The 18,474-nt window shown below is 64.9% G+C and carries 17 protein-coding genes and 3 pseudogenes; 9 read left to right on the top strand and 11 right to left on the bottom strand.

From position 1 onward, the window contains the following. Positions 1-85: 85 nt before the first annotated feature. Entirely contained in the window at positions 86-262 is a 177-nt protein-coding gene (locus ABIF91_RS05485; RefSeq protein ID WP_162832035.1) for a hypothetical protein, read from the bottom strand. Beyond that, positions 259-480, bottom strand: coding sequence for a hypothetical protein (locus ABIF91_RS05480; RefSeq protein ID WP_407059917.1), 222 nt, complete (start codon positions 478-480; stop codon positions 259-261). Before ABIF91_RS05480 ends, ABIF91_RS05485 begins: the two co-directional genes overlap by 4 nt. Before the next feature lie 367 nt (positions 481-847). Here ABIF91_RS05480 and ABIF91_RS05475 point away from each other — a divergent pair, with 367 nt between their 5' ends. Beyond that, positions 848-1,231 (top strand): hypothetical protein, encoded by a 384-nt coding sequence (locus ABIF91_RS05475; RefSeq protein ID WP_284279647.1) that lies wholly within the window; start codon positions 848-850, stop codon positions 1,229-1,231. Positions 1,232-1,295: 64 nt separating this feature from the next. Here ABIF91_RS05475 and ABIF91_RS05470 read toward each other — a convergent pair whose 3' ends face one another. Then, positions 1,296-2,147 (bottom strand): HpcH/HpaI aldolase/citrate lyase family protein, encoded by an 852-nt coding sequence (locus tag ABIF91_RS05470; protein WP_028181162.1) that lies wholly within the window; start codon positions 2,145-2,147, stop codon positions 1,296-1,298. Further along, positions 2,147-2,602 (bottom strand): annotated as a pseudogene (locus ABIF91_RS05465) (MaoC family dehydratase); the annotation flags it as partial. The gene ABIF91_RS05470 and the pseudogene ABIF91_RS05465, both read right to left, overlap by 1 nt. Before the next feature lie 227 nt (positions 2,603-2,829). On the opposite strand from ABIF91_RS05465, the gene ABIF91_RS05460 reads away from it, so the two are divergent. Further along, entirely contained in the window at positions 2,830-3,996 is a 1,167-nt protein-coding gene (locus ABIF91_RS05460) for an acyl-CoA dehydrogenase family protein (protein ID WP_028181160.1), read from the top strand. Positions 3,997-4,025: 29 nt separating this feature from the next. Here the strand turns inward: ABIF91_RS05460 and ABIF91_RS05455 are convergent, their stop codons facing one another. The 3 genes from ABIF91_RS05455 to ABIF91_RS05445 form a co-directional block, all read right to left on the bottom strand. Further along, positions 4,026-5,597 (bottom strand): AMP-binding protein, encoded by a 1,572-nt coding sequence (locus ABIF91_RS05455; RefSeq protein ID WP_028181159.1) that lies wholly within the window; start codon positions 5,595-5,597, stop codon positions 4,026-4,028. Positions 5,598-5,630: 33 nt separating this feature from the next. Continuing rightward, on the bottom strand, positions 5,631-6,266 hold the full coding sequence (gene upp / locus ABIF91_RS05450) for a uracil phosphoribosyltransferase (protein ID WP_028181158.1): 636 nt from the start codon (positions 6,264-6,266) through the stop codon (positions 5,631-5,633). A 68-nt stretch (positions 6,267-6,334) separates the two neighbouring features. Further along, on the bottom strand, positions 6,335-7,075 hold the full coding sequence (locus ABIF91_RS05445; RefSeq protein WP_028181157.1) for a crotonase/enoyl-CoA hydratase family protein: 741 nt from the start codon (positions 7,073-7,075) through the stop codon (positions 6,335-6,337). Positions 7,076-7,198: 123 nt separating this feature from the next. On the opposite strand from ABIF91_RS05445, the pseudogene ABIF91_RS05440 reads away from it, so the two are divergent. Together ABIF91_RS05440 and ABIF91_RS05435 are read left to right on the top strand one after the other, a co-directional pair. Continuing rightward, positions 7,199-7,255 (top strand): annotated as a pseudogene (locus ABIF91_RS05440) (hypothetical protein); the annotation flags it as partial. A 57-nt stretch (positions 7,256-7,312) separates the two neighbouring features. Further along, positions 7,313-7,729 carry a hypothetical protein gene (locus ABIF91_RS05435; RefSeq protein ID WP_244430103.1) on the top strand — a complete coding sequence of 139 codons (417 nt, stop codon included), beginning with the start codon at positions 7,313-7,315 and terminating at the stop codon, positions 7,727-7,729. 9 nt (positions 7,730-7,738) lie between these two features. Here the strand turns inward: ABIF91_RS05435 and ABIF91_RS05430 are convergent, their stop codons facing one another. Next, positions 7,739-8,803, bottom strand: coding sequence for an IS630-like element ISRj1 family transposase (locus tag ABIF91_RS05430; protein ID WP_026192128.1), 1,065 nt, complete (start codon positions 8,801-8,803; stop codon positions 7,739-7,741). A 113-nt stretch (positions 8,804-8,916) separates the two neighbouring features. Here ABIF91_RS05430 and ribB point away from each other — a divergent pair, with 113 nt between their 5' ends. The 3 genes from ribB (at position 8,917) to ABIF91_RS05415 (ending at position 12,397) form a co-directional block, all read left to right on the top strand. Then, positions 8,917-9,993: a 3,4-dihydroxy-2-butanone-4-phosphate synthase gene (ribB, locus tag ABIF91_RS05425; RefSeq protein ID WP_028176985.1), complete on the top strand. Its 1,077-nt coding sequence runs from the start codon at positions 8,917-8,919 to the stop codon at positions 9,991-9,993. Positions 9,994-10,124: 131 nt separating this feature from the next. Continuing rightward, complete coding sequence (locus ABIF91_RS05420) at positions 10,125-11,339, top strand: acyl-CoA dehydrogenase (RefSeq protein ID WP_028176986.1); 1,215 nt, start codon at positions 10,125-10,127, stop codon at positions 11,337-11,339. Positions 11,340-11,479: 140 nt separating this feature from the next. After that, entirely contained in the window at positions 11,480-12,397 is a 918-nt protein-coding gene (locus tag ABIF91_RS05415) for an MBL fold metallo-hydrolase (RefSeq protein ID WP_028176987.1), read from the top strand. A gap of 80 nt (positions 12,398-12,477) precedes the next feature. Here the strand turns inward: ABIF91_RS05415 and ABIF91_RS05410 are convergent, their stop codons facing one another. Together ABIF91_RS05410 and ABIF91_RS05405 are read right to left on the bottom strand one after the other, a co-directional pair. Then, on the bottom strand, positions 12,478-13,332 hold the full coding sequence (locus ABIF91_RS05410; protein ID WP_028176988.1) for a DUF1499 domain-containing protein: 855 nt from the start codon (positions 13,330-13,332) through the stop codon (positions 12,478-12,480). 289 nt (positions 13,333-13,621) lie between these two features. Next, positions 13,622-15,250, bottom strand: a complete 1,629-nt coding sequence (locus ABIF91_RS05405) for a fatty-acid--CoA ligase (protein ID WP_284279626.1) — start codon at positions 15,248-15,250, stop codon at positions 13,622-13,624. Between the two features lie 65 nt (positions 15,251-15,315). Between ABIF91_RS05405 and ABIF91_RS05400 the strand changes: the two genes are divergently transcribed. Further along, positions 15,316-16,422: an extensin family protein gene (locus tag ABIF91_RS05400; protein ID WP_028176990.1), complete on the top strand. Its 1,107-nt coding sequence runs from the start codon at positions 15,316-15,318 to the stop codon at positions 16,420-16,422. Positions 16,423-16,458: 36 nt separating this feature from the next. On the opposite strand, the pseudogene ABIF91_RS05395 reads toward ABIF91_RS05400, so the two are convergent. Beyond that, positions 16,459-16,605: pseudogene (locus tag ABIF91_RS05395) on the bottom strand (L,D-transpeptidase); the annotation flags it as partial. A gap of 109 nt (positions 16,606-16,714) precedes the next feature. Between ABIF91_RS05395 and istA the strand changes: the two are divergent. Then, complete coding sequence (istA, locus tag ABIF91_RS05390) at positions 16,715-18,472, top strand: IS21-like element IS1631 family transposase (RefSeq protein ID WP_100214066.1); 1,758 nt, start codon at positions 16,715-16,717, stop codon at positions 18,470-18,472. Positions 18,473-18,474 lie beyond the last annotated feature (2 nt).

Here is an 18,474-nt window from a genome sequence, read left to right as displayed (position 1 = left end):
ATGCCCGGGACAAGCCCGGGCATGACGACCTCTGCAAAATTCAAATGCGATTGCCTTGGGGTGACGGGGCGTGTGATCTCCCAGCTCAGGCGGCGCGGTGATCCAGTCCGCCTTGCAGGTCCCGGATCAGCCGCCGCTCGCGTTCGATGCGTTGGCGATAGAGCTCGCGCTCATGCTCGGTCTTGGCGCTTGCAAGGAGCAGCTCGTAATGGCCGATGACCTTCTCGCTGCCTCGAATGAGCAGGTCTCGCTGGCTGTTCATTGCGCTATCCCCGTCGCATTGGCCGGCGCTCCGGAAGCGCGGAAGCTGACAGGGAAGGTCGCCGCGGTCAGGCCATCGAGCGCCGATTGCTCTTCCGCGAGGCGTCTCTCGACGAACTGGCGCTCCAACTGAGACAGCCTGGTCTTCAGCAGACGCCGGTAGCGGTGGATGTTGTTGCGGTGCGCACGAATGCGGGCCAGATTCTCATCGAGCATCATCGTCTCTCCAGACGGTCGCGTTTGATCCTTTGATTGTCGAGAGGGTGAGAAGTCCTTTCGCCACGGAAAAATATGCCGCGGAAGATCGGTGTCAAGATCTGCGAAGGCGGTGCTGCTGCCGTGCTCGTGATCTCCAGGACGGCGTGGCGGCGCAGCAGAACCGCCGGGAGATCGGCAAGGGCTTCGACCCCGCCGCGGCGCTCGGCCCGATCCCTCCGGCCGGGAAGCAGCGTGCGCTCGGCACGTCTGGCGCTGGTCGTCTGGTTTGCCCGAGTTCCAATTTGGCCACTGCCTCTTGTCGGCCAGCAAGCGAACCTCGTGCGGCCATATTTCGGCAGGAGTGATTTCCCGAGAGGGAGGCGCTCCGATGACCAAAGCTCTGATCACCGCTGTTGCAATACTGGCGTGCGTGCCGGCGAGCGCGATTGCGCAGGAGCGCGCGGGCGATGCGGCGCTCGGCGCGGTGTCGGGCGCGGTCGTGCTGGGTCCGGTCGGTGCGGTCGCCGGAGCCTTGATCGGCTACACGGCCGGACCCTCGATCGCCCGCTCCTGGGGCATGAGAGGTTCGCAATCGGCAAGGCCTCGGCAGCCGCCGCGCCGGTCCGCCGCGACCGGCGGCCCGCCGCGCACGCGCGAGGCGATGGCAGCCAACGGCCAGATGAGAGCCGCCGGCAATCCGGCCCCACCGGTTCAAGCCGCGTCTGCCGTGCCGGCCCCAACCTCGGCGCCGCCCGTCCAGGGATTCGACTGAGGTCGGGACGTCAAGCCGAAGCCTGCGGGCGCAGCCGATCGAACGGACTTGGCTGCGCCCTGTTCTAGGGTTGACCGAGAATCTTCTTCGCAGCACGAAGGTGCGGCTTGTCGATCATCTGGCCATCGAGCCGCAGCGTGCCGGAATCGGGATTGCTCGCGAACGCCGCAATCACCTTCTCCGCCCATTTGCGCTCGGTGTCGGTCGGCTCGAACGCCGCGTTGACGATGTCGACGTGCTTGGGATGGATCAGCGCCTTTGCGGAGAAGCCGTCGCGCCGTGCCGCGCGCGTCTCGGCTTCGAGGCCCGCGAGATTATCGATGTCGGTGTAGACCGTGTCGATCGGCGCGACGTCGGCCGCCGCCGCGGCCATCAGGCAGAGATCGCGCGCCAGACGATAGGGGCTGTGGAAGACGCCGCCGCTCGCTTTCTCGGTCGCGCCGAGCGAGGCGGAGAGATCCTCCGCGCCCCACATCAGGCCGGCAAGGCGAGGGGAGCAGCCCTTGTAGCTGGCGAGCCCGAAGATCGAGCCGGCGGTTTCCGTCGCGACGCAGACGATGCGGGTCGTGCCGATCGCAATGCCGGCTGATGCTTCCAAGGCCTCGAGCCAGGTCGCGACCTGCCGCACGTCGTCGCCACCTTGCGATTTCGGCAGCACGATGCCGTCGGGCCTGCCCGGCATCACCGCGGCGAGATCGGCCAGCGTCATGCCGGTGTCGAGCGCGTTGACCCGGACATAGAGCTGATGTGGCTTGCTGCGGCCTTTCAGCATCGCAAGTGTCAACCCGCGCGCCTCCGCTTTCTTCTCGGTGACGACGGAATCCTCGAGATCGATGATCAGCGCGTCGGCCTTGCCTTCGCTCGCCTTCTCGAATTTGCGCGGGGAATCGCCCGGCACGAACAGCATCGAACGCATCAGACCGGCCTCTTGTGCATCATCGCCATGCGGCGGCATTTGCCGACGATCTCGTCGTTCTGGTTCAAGGCATGGTGCTCGAACTCGACGATACCGGCCTTGGGCCGCGATTTGGATTCCCGCACCGAGAGCACCTTTGTCGTGGCCCGCAACGTGTCGCCATGGAAGACCGGCTTTGGAAAGGTGACGTCGGTCATGCCGAGATTGGCGACGGTGGTCCCCAGGGTCGTATCATAGACCGTCATGCCGATCATGATGCCGAGGGTGTAAAGGCTGTTGAAAATGCGCTGGCCGAACTCGGTCTTCTCGGCGAAATGCGCGTCGATGTGGAGCGGCTGCGGGTTGAGCGTCAGCAGGCTGAACATGGTGTTGTCCATTTCCGTGACGGTCCGGGTCAGCGGATGCCTGAACTTCTGGCCGACGGAAAAGTCTTCGAAATATAGTCCGGCCATCGCGGTTTCCTCCCTGCGAAATTACGGCGCGCGCATACTTTCGCGCCGCATGACCCTATGCATGGTAGACACACTTCACGGATAAATTCACGTATCTGTGCGCGGATTTTCGAGCTAAAGAACGCGAGCGAAGGCACGCCCGGGCGCAGCAAGCGGCCACGGCCTTTGCGTGGGGAACGCGAAAGAAGGGAGATGGCGCGGTCGCGGCTCCCAAGAAGGAGACCAAGGACATGGATTTCGCGCTCACCGATCAGCAGGAAGCCATACGCGACGCCGTCGCCAAGATCTGCGAGGGCTTTCCCGATGCTTACTGGCTGAAGAAAGACCACGACGGCGGCTTCCCGCACGACTTCCACAAGGCTCTGGCGAACGCCGGCTGGCTCGGTATCTGCGTGCCGGAAGAATATGGCGGCTCCGGGCTCGGCATCACCGAAGCCGCGGTCATGATGCGCACCATCGCGGAGTCGGGTGCCGGCATGTCCGGCGCCTCCGCGGTGCACATCAACGTGTTCGGCCTCAATCCCGTCGTCGTGTTCGGCACCGAGGAGCAGCGTAGGCGCATGCTGCCGCCGATGGTCGAGGGCCGCGAGAAGGCCTGCTTTGCCGTGACCGAGCCCAACACGGGTCTCAACACCACGCAGCTCAAGACCCGTGCGGTCGCCAAAAACGACCGCTACATCGTCAACGGCCAGAAGGTGTGGATCTCGACCGCGCAGGTCGCGCACAAGATCCTGCTGCTGGCGCGCACCACGCCGCTGGAAGAGGTGCGCTCGCCCACCCATGGCCTCAGCCTGTTCTATACCGATTTCGACCGCAACAGGATCAAGGTCCACGAGATCGAGAAGATGGGCCGCAAGATCGTCGACTCCAACGAGCTGTTCTTCGAGGACTTTGAAATTCCGATGGAGGATCGGATCGGCGAAGAGGGCAAGGGCTTCGAGTACATCCTCGAAGGCATGAACCCCGAGCGCATCCTGATTGCCGCGGAAGCGGTCGGCCTCGGCAAGCTCGCGCTGTCGCGCGCCACCGAATACGCCAAGACCCGCGTCGTGTTCAATCGCCCGATCGGCAAGAACCAGGGCATCCAGCATCCGCTCGCAGTGAACTGGGTCGAACTCGAGGCCGCCTGGCTGATGGTGATGTCGGCGGCCTGGCAGTACGACAAGGGTATGCCGTGCGGCGCCGCGGCCAATGCCGCGAAATATCTCGCCGGCGAAGCGGGCTTCTCGGCCTGCGAGCAGGCGGTGATGACCCATGGCGGCTTCGGCTATGCCAAGGAATTCCACGTCGAGCGCTACTTGCGCGAAGTGCTGATCCCGCGCATCGCACCGGTCAGCCCGCAGCTCGCGCTCAGCTTCATCGCGGAAAAGGTGCTGGGGCTCGCGAAGTCGTACTGAACGAGTCTGGCGCAAGCCAGATAGGCGGCCTATTCGGCCGCGATCCGCTCCATCGCGATGGCACGGAGTCTGGCGCGCTGGATCTTGACGCCGTTGGCGCTGTCGGTGACGGGGAAGGCGTCCACCACGTAGATCCGCGCCGGCACCTTGTAGCCGGCGAGCCGCTCGCGCAGGCGTGCCGCGAGCGCTTCCTGCCGCGGCGGCTCCCCTGCCGGGATCACGAAGGCGACGCAGCGCGCCTGGCCCTTCAGATCGACAGCAACCACCTGCGCGTCGGCCACGCCGGTGCACGATTTGAGCTCGTCCTCGATCTCGCCCGGCGAGACCAGGAAGCCGCCGAGCCGCATCGCATCTCCGGCGCGCGTCTCGTAGACGAAGGAGCCATCGCCGCGCAGCCGGCCGATGTCGCCGGTGCGGAAGAACCCGTCGGCGGTGATCGCATCGCGCGTCGCCTCGGGATTGTTGAAGTAGCCGAGGAAGCGTGATGGTGCGCTGATCTCGATCTCCCCGGAGACGCCCTTGCCCGCAAGCTCGCCGGTCTCGATGTCGCGGACGCGGACTTTCGCATTTGGCGACATCGGCCAGCCGCCGCCCTCGATGCGGTCGGCGAAGGCATCACCGGCGCGGGCGATCGAAAACAGCGCCTGCACCTCGCTCGAGCCGTAGAGGCCGAACAACGGCATGCCGCGCGTCTCGGCCTCCGCTGCAAGCTCGCGCCAGCCGGGCTGAAACGCGGCGAAGCCGCAGACCTCGAGATTTGGAAATGGGCGTGGCGCATCGGTGAGGGCGAGGATGCGGCGGAACATCTCGTCCGAGCCGAAGGAGTGCGTGATCCCGTGCTCGCCAAGGATCTTCAGGGCCGGCGCGGCCTCGAAGGCGTCGAGTACATGGATGGTGGCGCCGGCTGCGATGAAACCGAGCAGGCTCGTCATGCCGAAGGTGCCGCAGAACGGCAGCATGGCCAGCAGCGAATGACGCTGGCAATCGAGACGGAGCGCGTGGGCAACGGAGGCGGCGTGCGTCGCCAGCGTTCGCTGCGAATGTGCGACGAGCCTCGGCCCCTTGGTCGTGCCTGATGTCGTGTAGAGCAGTACCGGCAGGTCGACGTCGCCTTGAACAGGCGGAGCCGGCGGATAGGACTTGTCGAAGGCATCGAACCGCACGCAGGGCCAGTGCGCCGGGATCGCATCCGCGCCGACCACGGCGAGCTTTTGCAGCGCGGGCACCTCGGCCTTGGCGATATCGGCGAGGATGGCGGCAAAGTCGATCGCGCGGAAAGCGGCCTCGACCACCATCAGCCTGGCACCGGACACCTTGAGCAGGTGCGCGACTTCCGCGCTGCGGTAGCGCGTATTGACGGCGGCGACGACCGCGCCGAGCCGTGCCGCAGCGAACAGCAGTGCCAGCCATTCGATCCGGTTGACCAGCCAGACCGCGACGACGTCGCCCTTGCCGATGCCTTGGGCCGAAAGCCAGGCGGCGGTCTGCTCGACCTTCGTCGAGAATTCCGCGCGAGAGACGGGTCTGCCGTCGAATACCAGGGCGGGATCGGCGGCCTCGGTCCGGATCAGCGATTGCAGCGAAAAATCGTTGGCACTCATGGCAATCGGAGTAACCCGATCGTGCCAAGCTGTCTACTTGGTGCCGAACATCCGGTCGCCGGCATCGCCCAGGCCCGGCACGATGTAGCCGTGGTCGTTGAGCCGCTCGTCGATCGCGGCGGTCCAGATCGGCACGTCGCCATGCTCGCTCTGAAACTGGGCGATGCCCTCGGGAGCGGCCAGAAGACAGACGAAACGGATGTCGCGGGCGCCACGCGCCTTGAGCAGGGAGGCGCCGGCGCAGGCCGAGTTGCCGGTCGCCAGCATCGGGTCCATCAGGATCACGGTGCGGTCGGACAGGTCCTGCGGCGCCTTGAAGTAATATTCCACGGCCTGCAACGTCTCGGGGTCGCGGTAGAGCCCGATATGGGCGATGCGCGCCGAAGGCATCAAGGCGAGCATGCCGTCGAGGAAGCCGACGCCGGCACGCAGGATCGGCGCCAGCGTGAGCTTCTTGCCGGCGATCTTCGGCGCCCGCATCGGCGCGATCGGCGTTTCGATCTCGACCAGCTCCAGCGGCAGGTCACGCGTCACCTCGTAGCAGAGCAGCATCCCGATCTCGTTCAGGATCTCGCGAAAGCTCTTGGTCGAGCGGTCCTTCTCCCGCATCAGGGAGAGCTTGTGCTGGACCAGGGGGTGGACGACGACGTTGACGTTGCTGGTGCTCATGAAACCGATCTACACGCTTCCGTGAAACTGCGCCAGATCGGGTTGGCCCTTTCCGTGGGAGACGCGGCCTAACCGGGCATCGCGACGGCGCTCCGGGCGCGGTTGCTCGCCTCGTAGGCAGCCATGGTCAGCTCGCGGTCGATCGCCATGCGCATGGCGTCCATGGCCGGCTGGCGCAGGCGCATCTTCGCGGTTGCATGCGACGGCTTGTGGATGGCGCGCAAGCCAGCGATGATCTTATCGAGCGTGGTGTCGACCATCTCCGGCGCGACCACGCGATCGAGAAGGCCAGCGGTCAACGCCTCCTCCGGCTCGTACATCTCACCCAGCGCGGCGGTCCGGCTGAGCCAGGCCGGATGCAGACGGGTGCGCGCGAGCTCGATGGCGAAGCTGGGTGGCGCGATGCCGATCGCGACCTCGTTCAGCCCCATGCGGTGCGGTCCGCGGGCGCCGAGCCTGACGTCGCAGGCGAGCAGCAGGAACGTCCCCATCGGGTAAGCATGGCCCTCCATCACGCCGATGGTCGGGTGCGGAACGGACATCAGCCGCAGCGCAAGCTCCGCGCCGGCCCGGACCATCTCGAGGCTCCTGGCGGCATCGCCCGAGGCGAACACTTTCAGGTCGAAGCCTGCGGAAAAGATGCCCGGCCGCGCCGAGCGCAGCACCACGATCTCCGCTTCCGTCTCGGCACGGTCGAAGGCGGCTGCGATCTCGCCCAGCATCGCGGCCGACATCGCATTGACCTTGCCGTCGTCGAGCCCGATCCGCGCCACGCCGTCTCTGAGTTCGTAGGTCACTCCCTTGGGCATCTGCCTCTCCCTGTCATGGTCATGTCTTGACTGTCGGAGGCTGATGTAGACCAATCAATATAATTCTTGACCGAAGGAGAGTAGTACGATGCCGGCCGTGCCAAAGCACCGTCAGCCCATACCCTGTTCCGCCGGCAGGGATTTGCCCGCACCGGCCTCAACGACATCGTCGACGTCAGCGGCGCGCCGAAGGGCTCGCTCTACCATTATTTTCCGGACGGAAAATCCTCGATCGCGGTGGCAGCGGTGGAGGAGGCGGGCCGTCGCGTCGCGGCGACGGTCGCCAAGCTCGCGGCGGAGTGCGGCTCGACCGGCGAGCTCCTGCGCGCGCACGCAAGGCTGCTGGCAGGCTGGATGCAGGGCTCCGGCTTCCGCAACGGCTGCCCGATCACGACCGTCCTGCTCGAGCTTGCGCCGCGCGAACGGGCCGTGTCGGAGGCCGGTCGCAAGGCCTATGCCGCGCGTCTATCGATCCTGCGTGACAAGCTGGTCGCCGACGGCTTCGCCAGGCCGCGGGCGGAGGCGCTGGCCGTGCTCTGCACGTCGGCGCTGCAGGGCGCATTGATCCAGGCCCGCGTCGAGCGTAGCCGCCGGCCGATCGAGGTCACCGCGGGGGAGCTGGCACGGCTGATCGAAGCGGAGCGGATGAGCTAGTACCCGGAATCAGAGCTGAGTGATACGGCGGCCTTTGAAACGGCGTTGACGGACCTTTTTCTTGGTCCAGACGAAGGGCTCGGCTCTGTCGTTGTATGCGTTGACGTAGGCATCGATGTGTTCCTGAAGCTGCTTGAGGCTCGTGAAGGAGGTGCCGCTGAGCGACTGCCCCTGCAAGATGGAAAACCATACTTCGACCTGATTGAGCCATGACGCACTTGTCGGCGTGAAATGAAATTGCACGTTGGGGTGGGCCTTGAGCCAGTCCTCGTTCTTTTTATGGGTGTTGAGGTTGTCGAGGATGACGTGAAGCTTGCGGTTCGGAAAAGCCGCGGTGACGCTGTTCATGAAATCGAGAAACTCGACGCGGCGCCGGCGTTTTGAATGGGTCGCGATGATCTTTCCGGTGGCGACTTCGAGCGCCGCAAACAATGTTGTGGTGCCATGCCGCTTGTAATCGTGGCTTTGGCCGGTCAAGGCGCGGCCATTGGGCAACTTCAGATAACCCTGCGCTCGCTCCAAAGCCTGGATCGAGGGCTTCTCGTCCACGCACAGCACAATGGCCTTCGCCGGCGGCGCGACATAGAGGCCGACAACATCGGCGGCTTTGGCCGTAAAGTTCGGGTCGTTGCTCTCGCACCAGGACTTGCGAGCCACCAGGTCAATCTTGTGGCTGCGCAGGAACCGCCAGACATATTGGACATCGACATCGCCCAGCGCCTCGGCCAGCAGGGGGCCGGTCCAGCGCGCAAACCCTTGCGGTGGCGGCTTATCCAGCAGCTTCAGAATCCGCTTGTCGGTCGTCTTCGTATAGATCGGCTGCTTGCCAGGCCGCGGCTTGTCTTGCAGCCCTTCAAGGCCATGGTCGGCATAGCGATGCCGCCAAAGGCTGACAATCCGCGGCTGGACCCCAACTTCCTTGGCGATCGACCGGGTGCTGCGCCCATCCGCCGCCAACAGAACTATCCGCGCCCGCTTCAAATCGCGCTGCAACGTCACCGGTGAGCGACAGCACGCCTCAAGCACCTTGCGATCTTTCCTCGAAAGGTGGACTTCTCTTGCTTCGGGTATCATCCCGACCTTGAATCACGACTCACGTTCCAAGAAAAGTGGGTACTAGCGTCCCGGGCCAAGTCCAGCTAAGGCGTCCGGCTGAGCCTCCGGCCCATAACCGATAGAGATTGGGAATGCCCGATACCGTCCAGGAAGTCTTGCAGGCCTTTGCCCGGGGTGAGCTCGTGGTCGTCACCGACGACGAGGACCGCGAGGGCGAGGGCGATCTGATCGTCGCAGCCTCGCTCTGCACCGCCGACAAGATGGCCTTCATCATCCGCCATACCTCCGGCATCGTCTGCGCGCCCGTGACGACCGAGGACGCGCGCCGCCTGCGGCTCGATCCGATGGTCGCCCACAACGATTCCGCGCACACCACCGCGTTCACGGTCTCGATCGACTACAAGCCCGATGGCGGCACCGGCATCTCCGCCGAGGAGCGCGCCTCGTGCTGCCGCGCGCTCGCCAATCCCAATGTCGGCGCCAACGACTTCGCCCGGCCCGGCCACATCTTCCCGCTGATCGCCAAGGACGGCGGCGTGCTGCTGCGCTCCGGCCATACCGAGGCTGCCGTGGACCTCTGCAAGCTCTCGGGCCTGCCGCCGGTCGGCGTCATCAGCGAGCTCATGAACGACGACGGCAGCGTGATGAAGGGCGAGCAGGTGGCCCGCTTCGCCGCCCAGCACAAGCTCAAGCACGTCACCATCGCGGATATGATCGCTTACCGCCAGGCGCGCGAAAAGCTGATCGAGCGGGTCTCGACCTTCGTCACCGAGAGCCCGATCGGTCCCTTGCAGGGCTATGCCTACCGCTCGCCGTTCGATTCCATCGCTCACGTCGCCTTCGTCTATAACGGCGTCGGCGACGGCAAGAACGTGCTGACGCGCTTCCACAAGCCGAACATCGTCAAGGACACCTTCACCGGTCACAAGCGCATGGCGGTCGTGCTCGAGCATTTCAAGAAATCGGGCCGCGGCGTGCTGGTCTACTTGCGGGATGGCGCGGCCGGCGTCCCCGTGGCGCCGTTGCCGGACGAGTCGTCGACGGAGGCCGACCGCAACCGCCAGTGGCGCGAGGTCGGCGTCGGCGCGCAGATCCTGCGCGACCTCGGCGTCACCTCGATCCGGCATCTCACCTCCTCGGTGCACGACTACAAGGGTCTGTCGGGCTTCGGCATCGAGATCGTCGCCAACGAGCAGCTCGAAAGCTGACCAAGACGTTTCCAGGTTCACGCCGTGGCGCGAGCCGGAACGACCGAAACCAGGATGCAATTGAACTTGTTGCCGCGGCGCTTTAGTTTGTCGGGCAATTATTGACGGAACCAGACGCGAAAGGACGTTTCATGAGCGTGCGCCCTCAGGCCAAGGACAAGCCGGCTGCGGCTTCTTTCCAGTGGGACGATCCGTTCCTGCTCGACGAGCAGCTGACCGAAGACGAGCGCATGGTGCGCGACACCGCCCGCGCCTACGCCCAGGACAAGCTGCTGCCGCGGGTCGCCAAGGCCTATCTCGAAGAGAAGACCGATCGCGAGATCTTCAATGAGATGGGCGAGCTCGGCCTGATCGGCATCACGCTGCCCGAGGAATATGGTTGCGCGAATGCGGGCTACGTCGCCTATGGCCTCGTCGCACGCGAGATCGAGCGGGTCGATTCCGGCTATCGCTCGATGAACTCCGTGCAGTCCTCGCTGGTGATGTACCCGATCTACGCCTATGGCGACGAGAACCAGCGCAAGAAGTACCTGCCGAAGCTCGCCAGCGGCGAGTGGGTTGGCTGCTTCGGCCTGACGGAGCCTGACGCCGGCTCCGATCCCGCCGGCATGAAGACCCGCGCGGAGAAGGTTTCGGACGGCTATCGCCTCACCGGCAGCAAGATGTGGATCTCGAACGCGCCGATCGCCGACGTGTTCGTGGTCTGGGCCAAGTCGGCCGCGCACGACAACCAGATCCGCGGCTTCGTGCTGGAGAAGGGCATGAAGGGCCTGTCGGCGCCGAAGATCGGCGGCAAGCTGTCCTTGCGCGCCTCGATCACCGGCGAAGTCGTGATGGACGGCGTCGTGGTTCCGGAAGACGCCCTGCTGCCCAACGTCTCCGGCCTGAAGGGCCCGTTCGGCTGCCTCAACCGTGCCCGCTACGGCATCTCCTGGGGTGCGTTGGGGGCCGCCGAGGACTGCATGCATCGCGCCCGCCAGTACACGCTCGACCGCAAGCAGTTCGGCAAGCCGCTCGCCGCGACCCAACTCGTGCAGAAGAAACTCGCCGACATGGAGACCGAGATCGCGCTGGGCCTGCAAGCCTCCTTGCGCGTCGGTCGCCTGATGGACGAGGGCAAGTTCGCGCCCGAGATGATCTCGATCGTCAAGCGCAACAATTGCGGCAAGGCCCTCGATATCGCCCGCACCGCTCGCGACATGCACGGCGGCAACGGCATCTCGATCGAATATCACGTGATGCGCCACGTCCATAACCTCGAGACGGTCAACACCTACGAGGGCACCCATGACGTCCACGCCCTGATCCTGGGCCGCGCGATCACGGGCATTCAGGCGTTTTTCTAGACGCCCAGGGAGCGAGGCGAGAAAACTCTCCTCCGTCATGGCCGGGCTTGTCCCGGCCATCCACGTCTTGGGCCGTGCGAAGAGCGTGGATGCCCGGCACAAGGCCGGGCATGACGAAGTCAGCAAGGTATGAGCAAGCCATGTCCGACAATGACGACGTCCAGTTCAACCGCAACTTTCCGCTGAAGCCCGGCTTCGTCGAGGAGGTCCGCCCCGGCGTGCGGCGCGTGCTCTGCAACAATCCGAGCCCGTTCACCTTCACCGGCACGGTCAGTTACATCGTGGGCAAGGGCAATGTTGCCATCATCGATCCCGGTCCGGACGATGAGGCGCATGCGGCTGCGCTACTTGATGCCGTGCGTGGCGAGACGGTGAGCCATATCTTCGTCACCCACACCCATCGGGACCATTCGCCGAACACTGCGCGCATCAAGCAGGCGACAGGTGCACCGGTCTATGCCGAAGGCCCGCATCGCGCCTCGCGCCCGCGTTTCGAGAGCGAGAAGCACAATCCGGAGTCCGGCGTCGACCGCGATTTTGCGCCAGACGTCAACCTCGCACACGGCGACGTCGTCGAAGGCGACGGCTGGCGGCTCGAGGCAGTGGCGACGCCCGGCCACACGGCCAATCATCTGGCATTCGCCTGGCCCGAGCGAAAGTTCAACTTCGTCGGCGATCACGTGATGGGCTGGTCGACCTCCATCGTGGCGCCGCCCGACGGCTCGATGATCGACTACATGGATTCGCTGGACCGACTCGCGGCACGCGAGGAGGATCTCTATTTCTCAGGCCACGGCCCCGAGATCCCCGAGGGCCAGCGCTTCGTGCGCTTCCTGATCCGTCACCGCAAGGCGCGTGAGGCCTCGATCCTGCACCGCCTCGCCAAGGGCGAGACCGACATCCCGACGATGGTCCGCGCGATCTATATCGGTATCGATCCGAGGCTGACGACGGCCGCCGGCTACTCCGTGCTGGCGCACCTCGAAGACCTGGTCGCACGCGGCGTGGTCGCGACCGATGGCGATCCCGTGATCGGCGGGACATACCGGATGGCTTGAGAGCGAATTGTGCATGGCGAGTAGCGAATGGAGAATAAAGCATCTTCCATTCGCCATTCGCTACTCTCTATTCGCCATTTTCACTTCTTCACCGTCTTCGCCGGCGCCTTGGGCGGCGCGACCGGCGTCTTCTTCACCGGCTTGAGCGCGTCGGCATCGGCGGCGGTGTTGAGATCGTCGATGAACTTCTTGATGCGCGCGGCGTTGCTGCCGAGATCGCTGTCGAAATTGCGCGAAGCGGAGCGCATGTCGACCCGGGAATCATCGCCATCCGACACGACCCTTATCGAAACGTCCTCGCGAAAACCCATGATCGGCGTGCGCGCCACCGCCTCGATGCGGCCGATGCGGCGCGGCGGCTGCGGCGCGCGCTCGTCGATGACGATCCATTTGCGCTTGTGCACGAGCTGGAGCGCGATTGCATAGGCGCGGTCGACGGAAATCTCGAGCTCGACGGGCACGATTTCGGGATAGAAGCGGCGCTGCTGCTCCGCCGAGTAGAGGCCGGCATAGACCGCGGTGTTGGTGCCCTCGCCGGTGCGCAGCCGCGCCATCGTGTCGAAGCGCGGCGGATCGATCGGGTCGGTGGTGATGTCGTAGATCGACGGCAGCTTGCGATATTGCAGGCCGAGATAGGCGGGATAGGCGAGGATCGCGCCGTCGATCAGGAAGGCGAGCAGGATGCGCGCCATGCCCCGCGAGCCGTTCTGCCAGATCGCGGCAAAGCCCGCGAGCCCGAACAAGATCGAGAGGCCGGCGATCGCGAGCCCGCCGAAGAAAGTCGCAAGCGCCGGCTTCGGCTCCAGGAAATCGAAGCGGACGACGATGACCGACACCACCACCGCCACCACCGCGAACACGGCCAGATTGCGCGCCCAGCTCGCCAGGCTGGACACGGGCTCCGACTGATAGGGAGCGGAAAACCTGCGGGCCATCGGGTGAGCTCTGCCGGATGTTGAGGGCGGCGCCGGCCGGTTTGGCGCGACGATACGCCGTTGAGACCACGGCCCGAGAGCAAATTCAAGGGACTCACCCTCCCCTGGAGGGGGCCGGGACGAGCGTAGCTCGCCCGTGGTCGATCGCGCGGAGCGCGAGCGGGGTGAGGTGACAGTCTCTCCGTCAAGGCGCTGCCCGTGTGGAGAGATCACCCCACCCCGTCTCACATTGCGCTTCGCTCCATGTCAGCCGACCCTCCCCCTCCAGGGGAGGGTGGCAGCCAGCCCGTTACGCGGCCGCGTTCGGGAAGCGATAATCCTTGAACTGGTCGCGCAGCGCCGTCTTCAGGATCTTGCCGGTGGCCGTATGTGGGATGCCTTCGACGAAGGCGACGTCGTCGGGCATCCACCATTTGGCGATCTTGCCATCCATGAACTTCAGGATGTCCTCGCGTGTGGCCTGCTGGCCCTGCTTGAGCTGCACGATCAAAAGTGGCCGCTCATCCCATTTGGGATGGAATACGCCGATCACGGCGGCTTCCGCCACGGCCGGATGGCCGACTGCGAGGTTTTCGAGGTCGATCGAGGAGATCCACTCGCCGCCGGACTTGATCACGTCCTTGGAGCGGTCGGTGATCCGCATGTAGCCGTCCTCGTCGATCGTCGAGACGTCGCCGGTGTCGAAGAAGCCTTCCTCGTCGAGGATGTTGGTGCCGACGCGGTAATAGGCCTTGGCGACCGCGGGGCCGGAGACCTTGAGCCGGCCGAACGTCTTGCCGTCCCAGGGCAGCTCCTTGCCGGCATCGTCGGTGATCTTCATCTGCACCGCGAAGGGCGCATAACCCTGCATCTGGAGCACGTCGAGCTTGGCATCGCCCGTCGCATTGTGGAACGGAGGCTTCAGCGCCGCGACGCTGCCGATCGGGCTCATCTCGGTCATGCCCCAGGCGTGACGGACGTTGGAGCCCATGTCGAGGAAGGCCTTGATCATCGAGCGCGGCATCGCCGAGCCGCCGCAGATCACCATCTTCAAATCCGGCAGCTTGAGATTGTTGGCGGCCATGTGCTGGAGCAGCATCAGCCACACCGTCGGCACGCCGGCGGTGTGCGTCACCTTCTCGGTCGAGAGCAGCTCATAGACCGAGGCGCCGTCGAGCTTGGCGCCGGGCATGACCAGCTTGGTGCCCTGCGAGGGCGCGGAAAAGGCGATGCCCCAGCTGTTGGCATGGAACAGCGGAACCACCGGCAGCATTGTCTCGGACGCGCTGGTGCCGAGCGCGTCGACATTGTTGGCCATCAGCGCGTGCAACACGTTGGAGCGATGCGAATACAGCACACCCTTGGGATCGCCGGTCGTGCCGGAGGTGTAACACATCGCGGCTGCCGTGTTCTCGTCGAACTCCTTCCACTTGAATTTGCCGTCGGCCTCGGCGATCCAGTCCTCGTAGGCGACAACATTCTTCAGCGTGGTCTCCGGCATATGCGCCTTGTCGGTGAGCACGACGTAGCGCTCCACGCTCGGCAACTTGTCGGCGATCTTCTCCAGGATCGGAACGAAGGTGATGTCGGTCATCACGATGCGGTCCTGCGCATGATTGATGATCCAGGCGATCTGCTCCGGGAAAAGGCGAGGATTGACCGTGTGGCAGATGGCACCGATCCCCATGATGCCGTACCAGACCTCGAGATGGCGCCAGGTGTTCCAGGCGATCGTTGCGACCCGGTCGCCGAGCTTGATACCGTCGCGCTCCAGCATCTGCGAGACCTTGAGCGCGCGCTTGTGGATCTCGGCGTAGGTGGTGCGGTGGATCGGTCCCTCGACCGAGCGTGTGACCACCTCCTGCTTGCCATGAATCCTGGCGGCGTGTTCGATGATCCGGTGGCAGAGCAGGGGCCAATCTTGCATCAAACCGAGCATTCCGACGTTCCTCCGAAAAGTCGCTGGGCGCGTTGTCGCTCTCAGCATTGGGCCAAAGACTTGTCATGACTTTTAGCCTGCCGGACTTTCGCCGCAAATGGTCTTGTCGCGGCTATATGTCCGTCGGCGCGGCAATGGTTACCGCCGCGCTCGGGCTGCTGCTCGTGCCTGTCGAGAGGGCAGAGGCGCGGAAATATCCTGGGCCACTCGATATCTTCGGCCTTGGTACACCACGGCCGCGCGCTGCAGCTCATGCCGCCAAGATTCCGCTACCAAGACCGCGCCCCGAAGAGGCTCCCAAGGCACCGAACAAGGCACCGAACAAGGTCTCGGACGAGGCCCCGCCGGAGGCAGGGGGGAAGTCGTCTCCAGACCAGCCGAGCGCCGACAAGCCTGCCGAGGCTGCGCCGCCACCCCAGAAACAGGTCTCAGCCTGCCGCCTCGCGCTGACGGAGGACATTGCGATCGCGCCCTCGATCCCGGACATCCGCGGCCCCGGCGCCTGCGGCGGCGAGGATCTGGTGCGGCTGGAAGCGGTCGTGCTGCCGGACAAGAGCAAGGTGACGGTCAAGCCGGCGGCCATCCTTCGCTGCACCATGGCGTCCGCGATCGCCGATTGGCTGCGCAAGGACATGGTGCCGCTGGCCACCAGCCTCGGCTCGCCCATCAGCGACCTCGACAATTTCGATTCCTTCGAGTGCCGCGGTCGCAACCGCGTCGCCGGCGCGCTGCTGTCCGAGCACGGCAAGGCCAATGCCATCGACATCCGCGCCATCAAGCTCGCCAATGGGCAGTCGATCGGCCTCACGGACCGCACGCTGCCGCGCGACGTTCGCGAGCGTGTGCTGCACTCGGTCTGTGCGCGCTTTTCCACCGTGCTCGGTCCTGGCTCGGACTGGTACCATGAGGACCACATCCATCTCGATCTGGCGCAGCGCCGCAACGACTACCGCATCTGCCAGTGGAACGTCTGGGATCCTCTGCCGCAGGTCGCCCCGCTCCTGCCGGCGGAACGTCCCGAGGAGGCGCCGCCGCGCGAGGTCGCGGCCAAGCCTGAGGCGAAGGAAGGTGCTGACGACGAGCCCGCGGAGAAATCGTCTTCACCTGAAGAGAAATCGCTCCCCGCAAAGAAGTCTTCATCGTCCAAGCAGGCAACAAAAAAGCGCCGGTAAAACCGGCGCCTTTTGTTGTCCAGAGGTCGTTGGCGATCAGTAGCTGGCCGCCTGGCCGGTTTGGCTGTTGCCGAGCGCCAATCGCGAATTGTACGGCGAGTCGCCGTGCTTGGGCTCGAGCACCACGACGAGGGTGCCAACCTTGACGCGATCATAGAGATCGATCGCGTCCTCGTTGGTCAGGCCCCCGTGGGTCGGTCAAAATCCCCCGGGTATGGTCACTTGAAACTCCCCCACCTGATGATCGCCGTCAGCGCCGCTGAACAGCAGTAGCCGGTCAGGCAGGACGTTTATGTTCGACCCCTTTAGCCAGCAAGGGGCCGGGGAGTTGAACGTCTTGAAGCGACATCTGCAAAGCACCGTACTTACATTACTTGATCGCAACACCAGCCAGCGCGAGATTCACCGGCTGACGGGTGTCGATCGCAAGACGATCCGGCGTTATCAGGCGCTGCGGGCCGGTGCGGAGGCAAATTCCCCCGGGGAAGTGACCACCGGCTCGGTGAGCGCGGACGGCCAAATTCCTCCACCCCGACCACCGGCTTTTGGGACATCGGAAGCGACGGTCACCAGCAGCCTGGCCCGTTCGGCTTGCGAAGCGCATCGGACGTGGATCGAAGAACAGGTCCGGCTGAAGCGGAACGCGCAGGCGATTTACCAGGACCTGGTTGATCAATTTGGCTTTCCGTCCAGCTACCAGAGTGTCAAGCGGTTTGTGCGCCGGTTGCGGCACGCTGATCCTGAGCAGTTTGATCGTCTTGAGTTCCTCCCCGGCGAGGAAGCTCAGGTCGACTATGGCGAGGGCGCGCCGACGGTTGATCCGAAGAGCGGGCGGTACCGTCGTCCCCGCCTGTTCGTGATGACGCTACGCTACTCGCGGCGCAGCTTCCGGCGGGTAGTCTGGAAGTCCAGCCAACAAGTCTGGGCGCAGCTCCACGAAGAGGCGTTCCGGTATTTTGGCGGGGTCCCCAGCTATGTCGTGCTCGACAACCTGAAGGAAGGCGTCCTCAAGCCGGATTTGTACGAGCCCCAGCTCAACCCGATTTACAGCGCGATGCTGGCTCATTACGCCGTGGTCGCCGATCCCGCGCGCGTGGCCGATCCAAATCGGAAAGGATGCGTCGAGAATGCGATTCAACATACCCAGGGCACTGCGCTGGCCGGACGGCGCTTCGAGACGCTGGAGGCGCAAAACGAGTTCTTGAGGCACTGGGAGGAGAACTGGGCTTCCAAACGCATCCACGGCAGCACGCGCCGTCAGGTCGAGGCGATGTTCCAGGAAGAGAAGCCGCACCTGCGGCCGCTGCCTGTCGCTCCCTTCCGCATCTTCACCGAAGTCGTCCGGACTGTCTGCGACGACACCACCGTACGCGTCGACAACAGCTATTACGCCGCGCGGCCCGCGCCGATCGGCAGCCAGGTCGTCGTGCGCATCTACACCACCACGATCGAGATCCGTGATCGCCACACCCGTGCGCTGCTGCGTGTTCATTCCCGGATGGCGCACCCCGGTTCTGTCGTCCTGCCGACCAGCGAACGGCCGTTCAACCCGTCGCGGCAAACCGCCGTGCTGCTGGCGAGCGCCGAGCGCATCGGACCGCAGACCAGGGCCTTGTGCCAGCAGGTGTTCGACACCGAAGGGCGCCCCGGACAGCGCGCGATGTGGGGCATTGTCGGGCTGGGCCGGAAGTATCCGGCGCGGCTGGTCGAGCAGGCCTGCGCGCACGCCATCGACAACCGCATCTACCGCTACAAGCACGTGCGTGCGACCGTCGAGCGGTTGTTCGAACAGGCGATCGAGCAGGTTGGAGTGACGCCACAGCCGGCATCGCCGCTCACCCAGGATCATCCGCTGATCCGTACCCCCGCGGAATACGGCGACCTCTTCAGCCGCGCTGTGCGGCGCGACGCCGACGACAATGGTCGGCAGGCCGAGGCTCACGACGATCACGCCACGGCAATCCGCGCTCGTGTCGCCTGCGCAACCCCGGCCAACTCCGGCGCCACGAGCGCTCCCGCTGCACCTTCTCACCTTAAACTGGAGACCTAGCC

The sequence above is a fragment of the Bradyrhizobium sp. USDA 241 genome (assembly GCF_049739505.1).
Classification (GTDB): domain Bacteria; phylum Pseudomonadota; class Alphaproteobacteria; order Rhizobiales; family Xanthobacteraceae; genus Bradyrhizobium; species Bradyrhizobium liaoningense.
The sequence above is the reverse complement of the archived record's forward strand: the minus strand, read 5'-3'. Positions and strand labels throughout refer to the sequence as shown.